General features: G+C 58.1%; 11 protein-coding genes and 1 pseudogene. 7 read left to right on the top strand and 5 right to left on the bottom strand.

Features of this window, described 5'->3' with window-relative positions:
* Nucleotides 1–65: 65 nt before the first annotated feature.
* On the top strand, nt 66–866 hold the full coding sequence (locus AU072_RS02440) for a GNAT family N-acetyltransferase (protein WP_082680716.1): 801 nt from the start codon (nt 66–68) through the stop codon (nt 864–866).
* Between the two features lie 73 nt (nt 867–939).
* Here the strand turns inward: AU072_RS02440 and rffA are convergent, their stop codons facing one another.
* The 3 genes from rffA to AU072_RS02425 form a co-directional block, all read right to left on the bottom strand.
* The gene (rffA, locus tag AU072_RS02435; RefSeq protein ID WP_064412235.1) at nt 940–2,106 is read right to left on the bottom strand and encodes a dTDP-4-amino-4,6-dideoxygalactose transaminase; all 1,167 of its coding nucleotides are present in this window, start codon (nt 2,104–2,106) and stop codon (nt 940–942) included.
* A 130-nt stretch (nt 2,107–2,236) separates the two neighbouring features.
* Entirely contained in the window at nt 2,237–3,214 is a 978-nt protein-coding gene (locus AU072_RS02430) for a glycosyltransferase family 2 protein (RefSeq protein WP_217266005.1), read from the bottom strand.
* Between the two features lie 370 nt (nt 3,215–3,584).
* Nucleotides 3,585–5,099: a glycosyltransferase family 87 protein gene (locus AU072_RS02425; RefSeq protein WP_064412234.1), complete on the bottom strand. Its 1,515-nt coding sequence runs from the start codon at nt 5,097–5,099 to the stop codon at nt 3,585–3,587.
* A gap of 375 nt (nt 5,100–5,474) precedes the next feature.
* Between AU072_RS02425 and gmd the strand changes: the two genes are divergently transcribed.
* The 6 genes from gmd (at nt 5,475) to AU072_RS02395 (ending at nt 11,797) form a co-directional block, all read left to right on the top strand.
* Nucleotides 5,475–6,497: a GDP-mannose 4,6-dehydratase gene (gene gmd, locus AU072_RS02420; protein ID WP_064412233.1), complete on the top strand. Its 1,023-nt coding sequence runs from the start codon at nt 5,475–5,477 to the stop codon at nt 6,495–6,497.
* The gene (locus AU072_RS02415; RefSeq protein WP_064412232.1) at nt 6,494–7,468 is read left to right on the top strand and encodes a GDP-L-fucose synthase family protein; all 975 of its coding nucleotides are present in this window, start codon (nt 6,494–6,496) and stop codon (nt 7,466–7,468) included. Before gmd ends, AU072_RS02415 begins: the two co-directional genes overlap by 4 nt.
* Before the next feature lie 170 nt (nt 7,469–7,638).
* On the top strand, nt 7,639–8,292 hold the full coding sequence (locus AU072_RS02410; RefSeq protein ID WP_082680715.1) for an FkbM family methyltransferase: 654 nt from the start codon (nt 7,639–7,641) through the stop codon (nt 8,290–8,292).
* Between the two features lie 117 nt (nt 8,293–8,409).
* Nucleotides 8,410–9,234, top strand: coding sequence for a glycosyltransferase family 2 protein (locus AU072_RS02405; RefSeq protein ID WP_064412230.1), 825 nt, complete (start codon nt 8,410–8,412; stop codon nt 9,232–9,234).
* A gap of 290 nt (nt 9,235–9,524) precedes the next feature.
* Nucleotides 9,525–10,574, top strand: coding sequence for a sulfotransferase family protein (locus tag AU072_RS02400; RefSeq protein ID WP_235629816.1), 1,050 nt, complete (start codon nt 9,525–9,527; stop codon nt 10,572–10,574).
* Nucleotides 10,575–10,822: 248 nt separating this feature from the next.
* Nucleotides 10,823–11,797: an FkbM family methyltransferase gene (locus AU072_RS02395; RefSeq protein ID WP_064412229.1), complete on the top strand. Its 975-nt coding sequence runs from the start codon at nt 10,823–10,825 to the stop codon at nt 11,795–11,797.
* Nucleotides 11,798–11,990: 193 nt separating this feature from the next.
* Here the strand turns inward: AU072_RS02395 and AU072_RS28905 are convergent, their stop codons facing one another.
* Both AU072_RS28905 and AU072_RS02390 read right to left on the bottom strand, forming a co-directional pair.
* Nucleotides 11,991–12,170 (bottom strand): hypothetical protein, encoded by a 180-nt coding sequence (locus AU072_RS28905; protein ID WP_456237903.1) that lies wholly within the window; start codon nt 12,168–12,170, stop codon nt 11,991–11,993.
* A 456-nt stretch (nt 12,171–12,626) separates the two neighbouring features.
* A pseudogene (locus AU072_RS02390) lies at nt 12,627–12,889 on the bottom strand (ATP-binding protein); the annotation flags it as partial.
* Nucleotides 12,890–13,228 lie beyond the last annotated feature (339 nt).

The following is a 13,228-nucleotide window of genomic DNA, read 5'->3' as shown; positions in this document are numbered from 1 at the left end:
CGAACGTCGCCCAGGAACGAAATTAGGATCCACGGGAACTGCGTCGAACTAGGTAGCATCAGACGGTGCTGCGCGGTTCGAGCGAAAGCTGCGACCACGTATGGAAAGGACTTTTTGTGACTGAACCCGGGGTTGGCTGGTGTGAACGGTTGGCCTGGGATTCGACGTTCTTCGGTCTCGAAATCGGCCGATTGCGCACGAAGCAGCTATCTGCGGATTTTCTCGAAAGCGTGCGTAGCTGGTGTGAAGACAATGCGATCGACTGCCTCTATTTCTTAGCGGACTCAAATGACGCCGAGAGTATCCGTCAAGCGGAGGACTTCGGCTTCAACTTGGTCGACATCCGCGTCACGTTGACGCGGAGCGTCACGACGGCTGAAGAAGTCACACGTACAACGCCGATCATCATTCGGCTCGGGGGAGCCGCCGACCTACAGAAACTACGATCGGTCGCGCGACGAAGTTATCACGACTCCCGGTTCTACTTCGATCGCAACTTTCCGGATGAGAAGTGTGATCTGCTGTACGAGACTTGGCTGCGGAAATGCTTTGACGACCATTCTGGTGCCGTGCTGATCGCAGAATTTGAGGGTGCTCCGATCGGATACATAACTTGCGAACGGTTTGATCAGGAGACCGGACAGATCGGTTTGCTAGGGGTCGATTCGAGCGCGCAGGGAATGGGAGCAGGCAGAAACCTGGTGCTCGCAGCGGCAGCATGGTTTCGCGAACATGGGTTCCAGCGGGCCCAAGTCGTCACTCAGGGCCGCAATATCCGCGCTCAGAGAGCGTATATGCAATGCAGTTTCTTACCTCATTCAGTGCAACTCTGGTACCACCGCTGGTTTCTCTCGAATCAGCGGTAAGGTTTTTGGCCGAAGAGTCGGTTTCAATCGACGAGCTTGCCGACCTTACCGGGGTGCCATCAAGGCACATATGTCATAGCCGATGTACCGCCGAAGGCCGACAAGCACCGTAGAAATCAAGCACATGATGAGCCACCTCGTCCGCTTGCTCGTCGGTGAGATCGAAGTACATTGGCAAGCGCAACAAACGGGCGCTCAGCCGCTCGGTTTCAGGAAGTTCTTCATTCGGCAAGTTAAGGGATCGTGCGAACGGTGATGTGTGCAGTGGGACGTAGTGGAAGACAGCGAGTATGCCTGCTCTACGCAGATGAGCGATAAGTGCTGTGCGTTCTTCAGCGCTTCCTGTTACCAGATAGAACATGTGGTAGTTGGCCTCACAATGCGACGGCACCACCGGTATCTGAATTAATCCGCGTTCCACCAACGGCTCGAGGATGGTGGCATACCGCGTGAAAATTCGACCACGTCGCTCGGTGATCGCTTCCATATTTTCGATCTGCCCTACTAAAAAGGCCGCGAGCATATCAGACGGCAAGAACGATGAGCCTATGTCTACCCACGTGTATTTATCGGCCTGTCCACGTATGAATTGGCTGCGATTGGTTCCTTTTTCACGGAGGATTTCGGCCCGGTTCTCCAAAGCTGAATCGTTGATGACCAAAGCGCCACCCTCGCCGCAGGAAATATTCTTGGTTTCATGAAAACTGTAACAGCCGAGATGGCCGATAGTGCCAAGCCATCTATCCTTGTAGCGAGCGAACACACCTTGTGCTGCATCCTCCACGACCAACAGGCCATGGCGATCGGCAATATCCATGATGATGTCCATCTCACAGGCGACACCAGCGTAATGGATGGGAAATATCGCCCGCGTCCGCGGGGTTATGGCCTGTTCTATCAGCCTCTCATCGATATTAAGTGTATCGGGCCTTATATCGACGAAGACCGGTCTTGCGCCCCGTAACACGAACGCATTCGCTGTGGATACAAATGTATATGAAGGGACGATCACCTCATCCATAGGTTGTAAGTCGCAAAGCAGTGCCGCTAACTCGAGTGCGGAAGTGCAGGACGTCGTCAGCAACACCCGGTTCGCCCCGAAACGTTCTTCCAACATGGCTTGCGCGCGCTCGGTGAACGGTCCGTCTCCGCTGGCATGTCCGCCGGCGACCGCTTCACGGACATACTCCAATTCCGACCCGACAACGGCTGGCTTGTTGAAAGGGATTCGAACCGTCATCGCCGGGCCTCTGCCCGGATTGATGTTTCGAGAGAGTCGGTGGCAGCGTGGGACGATGTCCTGCGCGATCGCCTAGCCGGTTCAGACGGTTCTCGCATATCGCATCCGATTCTTGTCGCGGGTGTCTTGGTCAGCGGTCAGCATCTTTGCGCGCCACCGTCTCGCTCACAAGGTACGTAGGGCGGTCCATGGTGCGGAAGTGCATCCTGGCGAGATACTCGCCAATGATTCCAAGGGCGAAAAGTTGGGCTCCGGAGAAGATCGCGATCATTGACGCCAGAAAGGCGAAGCCGGGCACTGCGCTGCCCTGGATTAAATAATTGACTCCAACCCAGGCCAGGATGAAAAAGCCTAGAAACACGAATGCAAACCCGATGAAACTCGCTAATTGTAAGGGGAGCGACGTAAATCCTGTGATCAAGTCCATTGCGTACCGGATGAGTCGAGTCGCCGAATATCCGCTTGTTCCCGTCGACCTGGGTGCGTGTGGTACTTTCACCGTCTTGAATCGCGACGTGGTCCAGGAGAGCAGTACATCGATTGACACCGTTGGGCTGCGGTAATCCTGAAAACCATGTCGTAGGCGGGTGCGAAACGCCCGAAATGCGCTGGCATCCCGCGCTGTGTGTGCACCCATCGCACTCGCCAATGCCAGCTTCGCCGTACGCGACGCGAGATCGCGCAATAGGCCGTGTTGTTCGTTTTGGGGTGCTCCATAGACGACATCAACCTCGGGTGTGAGTGCCGCAAGTAGTGTGGCGATCTCATCTACAGGGTGTTGAAGGTCGTCATCCAAGGTGACGATGACATCGTATTCCGCCGCCCGTATGCCGCAGAGAAGGGCACTGTGTTGACCGTAATTTCGACTCATGCGAATACCGCGCACGCGAACGTCTGTGGAGGCGAGTTCGGAGATAATAGACCACGATTCGTCGCCGCCGCAGTCTTCGACGAAAATTATCTCGAATTCTTGGGCGATGAGATGCAGCGTGTCAGTCAATTGATCAAACAAAGGTCGTAACGTCAAAGCGGCGCGATACACCGGTATGACAACGCTCACGGAGGGCATGCCATCTGCATCGGCTGGGTTGAGGTCCGCCGTGGGCATTACAAACCGGTTCCTTTCGAGTTGATGTGAGGTTCTGAGCCGAGACGACGTAGCTGGCCTGCGGTGCCGTAAGCATGGAAACCCCCGTACCGCGACGGGAATGCGTTTTGGAGGGGCGCGCGGCGGAACTTGGACGTTTGAGAAGAAGCTGTCGACGAAGTGACGCTAACAGTTGCGCGTCCGTCCGCGCGGGAAGCGACTGCAGCTTGAGAGTGAGGGGTCGACTGGTTCCAACTTCGGTCACTGAAAATCGCGGTACCATCGTCGCCGATCTCATCGGGTACAGCGGCTGAATTGATGCGCCGGCATCGATCTTTACGGAGCATTTTGATCCCACGGCTCACGCCTGACTACGCCGATTCAAATACGTCTAATCTCTCACCAGCTCAGATTGGCCTGCAGTGGTGTTGCCCTCGGTATCGGGTTGTCCTTCCGCGCTCATCGGCCTGACTTCATCAGAGTCATCTGGCCTTCGCGCGTACGAAACGATGATGGAGACGCAGGTCGCGATCCACAGAAATGGAGTCAGGAACACCGTGGTGCCCACTACGAGGGTTGTACCGATTAGTCCTTGTGCGCCTAGCTGCCCGAAGATTTGCGCTTCGGAGGCTTGGCCAGGCAGCGCCATTTGAGCGATGCTGAGTGCCACCGCCAAGCTTGTGCAGATGCCAACGAAACGACGACGGTCTCCCTTGACCGAAAGATAGTCGAATATTCCACTGGCTCGCGGACCCTCGGGGTCTCGGACTATGACGGCGGCGACCGGCAAAGCGAAGACCAGGTAGTACGAGAAGACGACAGGCGGCAGGAGCGTGGCGGTAGCCAATAGGACTATGCCGACCAACACCGGTGGGATACGTCGCCCAAGGACGAACAAAGCGACCATGATGAGAAGTGCGACAGCGTACCCAATGAGCGACCTAGCGCCGGCGAGATAGTCATCCGGTAATTCGCCTCCGGTCTGAGCGAATTTCATCATGTCGGGGACGACCAGAAGCGCTCTCCCGAAGGATAAGTTTCTCAAGGAGATAAGGCTTTCGAACGAGGGATCGATCGAGAGGTTGCGAATCGTCTGCACTATGGTGCTCGGAAAGTCTCGTGGCCATAGGAGATACGCGGCAATATTTGAAATTCCGACTCCGACCACCGCGAGACCTGCCATCCGCCATTGTCGAGCGGCGAGCAGAGCTACCACCAATATTGCGAACATTGGCTTGACCAATGCAGCCAGGATGACCGCGATTGCGACCAGACCCCACCGTTGCCGACGTAGAGCAATGAGGAAGAGCAGCGCTGCTGGTACCAGAAAGCCCGCAGTGTTACCCCGATCGATAACTGCCCATATCGGCACTGCTGCGGCGCCCAAGGCGACGAACACCACCACTCGTTCGAGCCCACGCGTCCCCTTTGCCGCCCAGATCGCGGGCAAAAGCACGGCCAGCGTAAGGGCCATCAGGTACAGGACAAGCCCTAATTGTGGTGCTCCCAGCCACTGTGCGGGAACTCCAAAAATGACACCCGGGAGCATGCCCCCGGCTGGATAACCAATTAGGAATGGCTGGGTACTGTCCCAGGGCAGGAATATCGGGTAGGTCCAGGGATTCGCACGTAGTCCTGTGTCCACTGTCAATGCGTAGTCACTAAAACAATGGCGACCGAAGCCGATGCCCCAATCGAGCCAGCAGTCCTCAGGTACGCTCAGAAGAGACGCGGGCACGTCAACTGCAAACCATTGGCTGAGTACATAAGCCGTCGTCGCCGAGAATGCCGAGACCAGCAGCACCGTCCCGAGGAGAATCGTGCGCTCCGATTGGCCGGCGAGTCCTGATAGTCGCTCCCGGCTGGCCTTAGCTGCGCCGCGCAGTGCCATCAGCGGTCCAGTCATGCTTTCCCCCTATTCGAGGTGAACCGTAGCAGGCACAACAAACTGTCGGGCTGGGTTTCTCGACCGACACCGCAAGGCCGATCTTTGTTGTTCGCGTCAGTTTGAACCACACTGCTCGCGTCGGCGTCCCCCGCTTGATCTAGAAGTGCAATGACTTTGCGCTACCCGATAGACGCCGAGATCCCACGCATGACCTCGCAGGCAGCATGTACCGACGGCTGAAGGAAATGTGCATGACTTCGTGGGCCCCGGAACACGGCTGCCAACTACTATGTGGCGACAGCGTCGCGTGCAACCGTTGTAGCGGCGCCCTACGTCTTTCGCCTTGGCACGCGGTGACCCGCGGCGAGCCGAACACGAGGGAATTGGGAATCAGTGAGACGAGCACTCATAACCGGGATCACCGGACAGGACGGGTCCTATCTCGCCGAGTTGCTATTGAGCAAGGGGTACGAGGTCCACGGACTCATCCGTCGTGCATCCACGTTCAACACATCACGGATCGACCATCTATACGTTGATCCGCACGAACCAGGCGCGCGACTGTTTCTGCACTATGGCGACCTCACCGATGGCTCCCGGCTGGTCACCTTGCTCAGCACCATCGAGCCGCATGAGGTCTACAACCTCGCCGCGCAGTCGCATGTGCGAGTGAGCTTCGAAGAACCCGTGAACACCTGCGCAACGACCGGTATGGGGTCGATACGACTCCTCGAAGCGGTTCGTCTATCGAGGGTGGACTGTCGGTTCTACCAGGCGTCGTCATCCGAGATGTTCGGCGCGTCGCCGCCGCCTCAGAATGAATTGACGCCGTTCTATCCGCGTTCACCTTACGGTGCGGCGAAGGTTTACTCGTATTGGGTGACGCGGAATTACCGGGAGGCATACGACCTATTCGCGGTCAACGGGATTCTGTTCAACCATGAATCTCCGCGACGCGGCGAGACATTCGTGACTCGGAAGCTCTCTCGAGCGGTAGCTCGCATCAAGGCCGGTGTTCAGTCAGATGTCTACATGGGAAACCTTGATGCAGTTCGCGACTGGGGATACGCACCGGAATACGTCGAAGGGATGTGGCGGATGTTGCAAGTGCCTGAGCCCGATGACTTCGTGTTGGCCACGGGCCGGGGCTACACCGTGCGTGAATTCGCACAGGCGGCGTTCGAACACGCCGGATTAGATTGGCAGGATTACGTGAAATTCGATGAGCGTTATCTGCGACCGACGGAAGTGGATTCGCTGATCGGCGACGCGACCAAGGCCGCGCAAACCTTGGGGTGGAAGGCATCGATACACACCGCAGAATTGGCGCAAATCATGGTGGATGCCGACGTGGCGGCGTTGGAGTGTGAGGGCAGGCCATGGATCGACAGGCCGATGACGTTTGGGACCGCATGAGCGGCGTATCAGAACCTTCAGTCGGCACCCTCGACCGGGAAGCCCCGGTGTACATCGCTGGGCATCGTGGCCTCGTCGGGTCCGCCTTATACCGGTGCTTTCAGGCCGAAGGCTTCACCAAGCTGCTCACGCGTTCGCACTCCCAACTCGATTTGACCCACCGTGCAGCCACTTTCGACTTCGTTCTTGAGCGTCGGCCGGATGTTGTCATCGTCGCCGCCGCCCGTGTCGGTGGCATCATGGCGAACAACACCTACCCGGCGGACTTTCTTTCCGAAAACCTTCAAATTCAGGTTAATCTGATGGACGCGGCAGCCGCCGCGCGAGTGCCGCGGCTGCTTTTCCTTGGATCGTCGTGCATATACCCGAAATATGCGCCGCAACCAATCAGGGAAAGCTCGCTTCTCACGGGCCCTCTCGAGCCGACCAATGATGCCTACGCAATAGCCAAGATCGCAGGGATCCTCCAAGTCCAGGCCGTTAGGCGTCAGCATGGTTTGTCTTGGATCTCGGCGATGCCGACCAATCTTTATGGCCCAGGCGACAATTTCTCTTCCGAGGGATCGCATCTGCTCCCGGCACTGATTCGCAGGTACGAGGAGGCGAAAGCTGTGGGCGCCCCCGCCGTGACGAATTGGGGCACCGGTACGCCGAGACGCGAGCTGTTGCATGTCGACGACCTCGCGAGGGCATGTCTTCATCTTTTGGAGAGCTACGACGGGCCCGACCACGTCAATGTGGGGACTGGAGTTGACCACACCATCAGCGAGATTGCGGAAATGGTCGCCGAAGCGGTCGGCTACGCGGGCGAAACACGCTGGGACGCAACGAAGCCTGATGGCACCCCACGTAAGCTACTCGACGTTTCCCGACTGACGGAGGCGGGGTGGCAGCCCCGAACGGCCCTCCGTGACGGCATTGAGGCGACGGTCGCGTGGTATCGAGCCAACATTGACGTTGTCAGAGCCTGACGACGCGTCATGTCGAGTGCCACAGCATTGATGGCCTCGGCCGCCGGGTTCCGAACATGCGTTAGCCGAAATCCGCATGTTAGTGTCGTCCAGTGGGGATATTGCGGCAGTCAGGATTGATAGCACGTAACGTCGCTTTTGAACTGTCAAGACGATATTCAGATCGTGACATGAAGCGTGAGTTAGTAAGACAGCTCGAGTCACGCGTAGTGGATATCATCCTCGATGTCGGCGCAAATTCTGGACAATATTCTAGAGGTCTCCGAACGGCTGGTTTCACTGGTCGAATCGTATCGTTCGAGCCGCTCTCCGAACCGTTTTCCGCTCTTAAGCGAGAATCATCTAAGGACGAATTATGGGATTGCCATCGTTGCGCGCTGGGTGACGAGGATGGTTCGGTTATTGTCAATGTTGCGGGAAACGCCGGTGAAAGCAGCTCCGTCTTGCCGATGCTGAAACGCCATCAAGATGCCTATCCGCCAGCGAATTACGTCGCCACCGAAGAGGTGCAAATTCGTCGGCTGGATGCGTTGGCCAGCGAGATTCTACAACCAGATGATTCCGTCTTCCTCAAGATCGATGTTCAAGGCTTCGAGAAGCAGGTGCTCGCCGGTGCCACGAATACCGTGACCGATCGCTGTGTCGGTCTGCAAATAGAATTGTCATTCTTCCCGTTGTATGAGAACGGAATGCTCATTCGTGAATCACTGGAGTTAGTTGAATCTATGGGCTTTGGATTGACCGCTTTGCTGCCGTGTTTCATGGATCCGCGAAACGGTCAAATGTTGCAAGCCGACGGAATCTTCTTCCGCCGAGACGGATGAGACGGGATTCGGTTAGTCCTTTACGGTTTTCAGCGCTTGTTCGGCCGCCCCGTCTCCGCCTCGATGTCGTAGATACCGCGCACTAGTTCGTTTGCCAATGCTAACGTGGCTAGCGCCATGGCTGACCCAATGTTCTCGATCATAATTCCGACGTTCAACGCTGCAGAGACGCTGCAAACCTGCCTCGACAGCGTCGTCCGTCAAACTTGGGATTCATTCGAGGTGATCCTAGTCGATGGGCGGTCCACGGACGGAACCCTCGATGTCGCAAGAGGATTCACTTCCGAACTCGGCACTCGACTAGTTGTACATTCGGGTTCGGACGACGGTCCCTACGACGCGATGAACCGGGGAGTCAGCATGGCCACCGGCTCCTGGCTACTCTTCCTCGGCGCGGATGACACCCTCCACGCAGACGATACATTGGCCCAGGTGGTGGCGTTCATCGAAAGCCAGGACCACAGCGACCTGGTGTACGGCGACGCGATAATGCGCTCAACCGGTGTGCGGCACGCCGGCGCATTCGATCTCGATCGTCTGTTGTTCGAGACGAACATCTGCCATCAGTCGATCTTCTACCGTCGCGCAATCTTCGATGGCATCGGCCCCTACAACCTGCGCTACCGGGTGTGGGCCGACTGGGACTACAACATCCGCTGCTTCTCGAACCCGGCGTTGGCTATCAGGTATATGGACCTAGTCGTTGCCAATTACAACGACATGACCGGGCTGAGTATGAGGGAACGGGTCGACAAAGAGTTTCGGAAACGGCTGCCAATGTACTTCTGGGTGGCGGCATGGGAAACATGTAGTCGGATGTTGTCGTTCTTGCGCCGGCCGGAGAACCGCCGACTAGCAGTTCGTTCGCGGGTGATCAGGTATAAGGCTGTGTCCGGACGTTCGACAAGCGCCGATGAGTCGAGCCCGACTCGAACGCTGTGACAGGAACATCATTCCGGTTGATGACATCGGCGAATGGGAGCTCCATTTCGCTTGAGCCCTCACGCCGCAGTACTTTTAGGTATTTCACTTTGGAAGTAACGACGGATACTCCATCACGATGAGTGATCAGGCGCGTAGCCCGAGGGAACGGGACGCGCGGCGCAACTCTTAAGACGCAACGGTGCCGCCGGTGCGGAAGGCAATTCCGCCAAACCCACCGATCGCATGCGCAAGTATTTCGCGAGATGTAGGGTCCTTGCAAAGAGCAGTAATCCAATATTCCTCCGACGATGCTCGGAAGCTTTGAAAGCGCGATGATTTCGATGTCGAGGCATGATCAGTGCGAGTATCGCACCGAGACCGAAGCCTCGGATGGGGTCAGAGACGGTATCCGCGCCCGCCCGGTTGCCGTATTCGTACTTGGTACGCAACGGTCGGGTACGTCGGCGATTACCCGCGTGCTCTCACTGAGTGGGGGAGCGCTTCCAGCCGGGTTGTTGGGCGCCGATGCAGGAAATCCACGAGGCTGCTGGGAACCACGCAAGGCGATCAGCCTCAACGAAGCGATACTCAACCGCTATGGCAGCGCATGGTTTGACCCCTCTCTTCGGTTGCTCGACGAATTGGCTGATGGCAGTGATGCGCGGACCGCATGCGTCGCTGAGATCGCGAGTTATCTGTCGACGCTGCCCGCGGCTCCGTTTGTGGTGATCAAGGAGCCGAGGATCACGGTGCTGTTCAACCTGTGGTTCGAGGCGGCGCGTGACGCCGGATTCGATGTCGCGGCCGTTACCGTGCTGCGCCACCCGCAAGAGGTCGTCTCGTCGATCGCGTCGTCATGGGGTCTTTCGCCCGAGTTGGCAAGTGCTCTGTGGCTGAAGTACAACCTGCTTGCGGAAAGATCTACTCGCGGCGTGTCCCGCGTATTCGTCGAGTACGCCAATCTCCTCGAGGATTGGCGACGCGAGGTCGGTCGCGTATCCGCGGCGCTGGGATTCGAAGTGGAAGCTCGTGATGAAGGTGCGATCGACGAGTTCCTCACACCTGACCTACGGCGTCAGCGGTGCGGCGACCCCGTCACAGAGCGCTTCGGCACGCATTGGGTCTCGGAGGTCTATGAGGCCCTATGCGCTGCCGGTCGGGATGGGCCCGTAGATATGCTTGCGCTGAACCGCGTATTCGAGTCATACCACTCGAGTGAGCGCGACTTCCGCAGGGTTTTCGAGGACTTCGGTAAGCATTCATCTAGTCTGAAATTCCGACTGTTTCGCCCGCCCGTTGTCGCTGCCGCAATCGAACTCGCGGCATTTGCCAACGGTCGGAAGAATACCTGGGCGTGAGCACTCGACGTTCCGCTTCGTCGATTCCTAAAGGCACGCCCGACTACGTGCTCTCACGTCAGCCGCGATGGCTGGAGGCAGCGCGATCGATGTCGAGCCACAACCGGCCATCCGCGTCCGCGCGACGGAGCGTATTTTGGAGGGCCGCAGCCGCTGTGGGTGGCTTCGTCAGCTTGCCGGTTGGTCAGTCGCGCTCGACGCCCTATGCGCGCAGATGGCATGCGCACGATTTCAGGCAGAGTGGAGGCATGATGATCGAGCGACGCATCGCAGCCGTGTGGCGATGGTACATACGACTGTTCAGGACAGATAAAGAACGAGTCGGCCTCCTCGAGCGCGTGGTCCGCGCGGCCTTCATGATCGGGCCGTACGGCGTCGGGATATTGCCGCTGTACGCCCGGGCGGGGTTCTGGAAGCCGCTCGTCGTCGATGGGACCTCGCTGGAGGGCATTCGTCTACGATGCCGTGTTCCAGACATCATCCAGCTGTATATCTACCTCTTCGGTACATGGGAGCCTGACCTTGTAGCGTTCATGCGCAGTCGGCTCACGCGGGGCGACACTTTCATAGACATCGGTGCCAATGTGGGCTATATGAGCGCGCTCGCCGGCAAGCTCGTCGGCGCGGATGGTGGCGTCGTCGCGCTCGAGCCGGCAACGGAGACCATCGCGGCATTGAACGAAACCTTGGCGATGAACAATCTGGCCAATGTTCGAGTTGTCGCGGCCGCCGTGTCTGATCACCACGGTGAGCTCCCGCTGTTCGCTGGACCAAGCTTCGGCACCGGCCTGACTTCGACGGTGGCCCATAGCTTTCTACGAGAAGCGGAGCGGGTTTCCGCGGCGCCGCTCAATTCATTGGTGACGGCAGAGGAGCTCGCATCTGCACGGTTGATCAAGATCGACGTCGAAGGTGCCGAGGACCGTGTGCTGGCCGGTATCCTCCCCACGGTCGATTCGCTGCGCGATGATGCCGAGATCATGGTTGAGCTGACCCCAAAATGGTGGACCGATCCCAATTTGCGACCGATCGATGTCCTGCGGCCATTCCTTGACCTCGGATTTCACGTTTACTTACTGCCGTATGACTACTGGCCATGGCGATATCTCTGGCCAAACGACGTCGGAGCACCGAAGCGCCTCCGGGACCTGACTGTGCTGGAAAGCCGGGAAGGCAAAGTGTACGAGATAATTCTGTCCCGTCAGGACGTTGAGGCCCTGTAGACAGGGTTCGCCTCGAAAGCTCAGACCCCTAAGCTGGAAGCGGTTCCGCCTTGGACCGATCCGAGCGCATCGACCTCCGCGCTGCTCGGTGTCGAGGACTGGTCCGTGCAGTCACCTTACGGTTTGACCTGACTCTCGAAGAGGTCAGCGGCGCGCGATGCTCTCAGTGGGCTTCGTCATCTGGGCGGCGAAATCACGTGCTCTGACCGCGTACTCCGGGGCTAGGATCTGGGTGTAGGTCTGCAACGAGAGTTTCGCGGGTAGTCTTCGAAAAGCGCCGAGGAGAAGCGAGTTTGAGCTGTTTGACTTGCGCTCCCCAGTACGGCTGATCCGCCGAGTTCCACAGTACGAGAGTCGGAACTCCCGCGCGCATGCTCGCAGCCGTTGTACCCGATCCACCGTGGTGAACTTGCGCGCTGCATGCCGCGAAGGCCATAGGGTAATTGACTGCTTCTACCACCTAGATATGTCCGCGCTGTCGAATGCCGTAGAGTTGGTTACATCGAAGTCGATCAACACTCACAGCCCCAGGCGTACGCACGCTTTGCTGGGTATTTCGACTGTGTCGGAGGGTGATTCGAACCGGTATGCTTTCGGCCGCAAAGCAAATCCGTCAGCGATCCACCGCATGACGTCATCATCGGCTGCCACGCTCGTCTCCATTGTCAGGGCGCCCACAGACCGTCGCCGACTATTCCATTTTCGCCCACTGGGCGGCGCAACGGGGGCGGCAGACCTCGCCGTGCGCTTGGATTTCGAGGGACTGGCGGCGGTCATCGAAAGTCCGCGGGTGTGCTCGTTGAAATTCCCTGCCTGTGAGCAGCGGCCAATGTAGTGGTTGGCGGGTGCCGTGGTGGTTCGGCGTAGCGTTTCGGCGTCGTCGTGGTGATCGCGGAGGCGCTAGGACTGGCCGTCGAGGTTGACGACTATGGATCGGTGTAATTGTCGGTCGAGCGTTGCGGCCGCGTCGGTGGTGTCGCCGAGGATGTCGTCGCATGCACCGACGCCGCGGTTGGTGGTGATGACGATGCTGGTCTTGAAATATCGTTGGGAGACAACCTGAAGCAGCGCTGAAGCGGCCTCAGCCGGTAGTAATGGAGGCCTCACCTTCGCCAGGCCTGTTCTCGTCGCTGGGCATTCTCGATCTTCTCGGCCGTACGCCAGAACAGATATTCAACAACTTTCCGGTTGACCGAACCAGGGTTGGGAATCGCTGGGAGAAGTTCGCCGTTGGCGCGCATCGGGAAGTGATGGATCGCAACCAACGGAAGCCGCAATAGTCGGCTACATTGGCGCCCGCGCGTTCGAAAGTTCCGGCCCGTCGATACGAGGTCGGTTCCTTGAACCAACGACCGCAGCTTCCTACTCGTCTCCGGCCAGCAGCGAGCAACTGGCGCCCGAGACGTACCCTTGACCGGGGGTTGTGAAGAG

Source organism: Mycolicibacterium novocastrense (genome assembly GCF_001499835.1).
GTDB lineage: Bacteria > Actinomycetota > Actinomycetes > Mycobacteriales > Mycobacteriaceae > Mycobacterium > Mycobacterium novocastrense.
This window is presented reverse-complemented; position numbering and strand designations above follow the sequence as displayed.

What these genes read in the sequence shown, in the direction of transcription:
- AU072_RS28905 (WP_456237903.1), bottom strand. Translation starts at nt 12,170, where the DNA reads ATGCGCGCGGGAGTTCCGACTCTCGTACTGTGGAACTCGGCGGATCAG.
- AU072_RS02410 (WP_082680715.1), top strand. Translation starts at nt 7,639, where the DNA reads ATGAAGCGTGAGTTAGTAAGACAGCTCGAGTCACGCGTAGTGGATATC.
- AU072_RS02395 (WP_064412229.1), top strand. Translation starts at nt 10,823, where the DNA reads ATGATGATCGAGCGACGCATCGCAGCCGTGTGGCGATGGTACATACGA.
- AU072_RS02405 (WP_064412230.1), top strand. Translation starts at nt 8,410, where the DNA reads ATGGCTGACCCAATGTTCTCGATCATAATTCCGACGTTCAACGCTGCA.
- rffA (WP_064412235.1), bottom strand. Translation starts at nt 2,106, where the DNA reads ATGACGGTTCGAATCCCTTTCAACAAGCCAGCCGTTGTCGGGTCGGAA.
- AU072_RS02430 (WP_217266005.1), bottom strand. Translation starts at nt 3,214, where the DNA reads ATGCCCACGGCGGACCTCAACCCAGCCGATGCAGATGGCATGCCCTCC.
- AU072_RS02415 (WP_064412232.1), top strand. Translation starts at nt 6,494, where the DNA reads ATGAGCGGCGTATCAGAACCTTCAGTCGGCACCCTCGACCGGGAAGCC.
- AU072_RS02425 (WP_064412234.1), bottom strand. Translation starts at nt 5,099, where the DNA reads ATGACTGGACCGCTGATGGCACTGCGCGGCGCAGCTAAGGCCAGCCGG.
- AU072_RS02400 (WP_235629816.1), top strand. Translation starts at nt 9,525, where the DNA reads ATGCTCGGAAGCTTTGAAAGCGCGATGATTTCGATGTCGAGGCATGAT.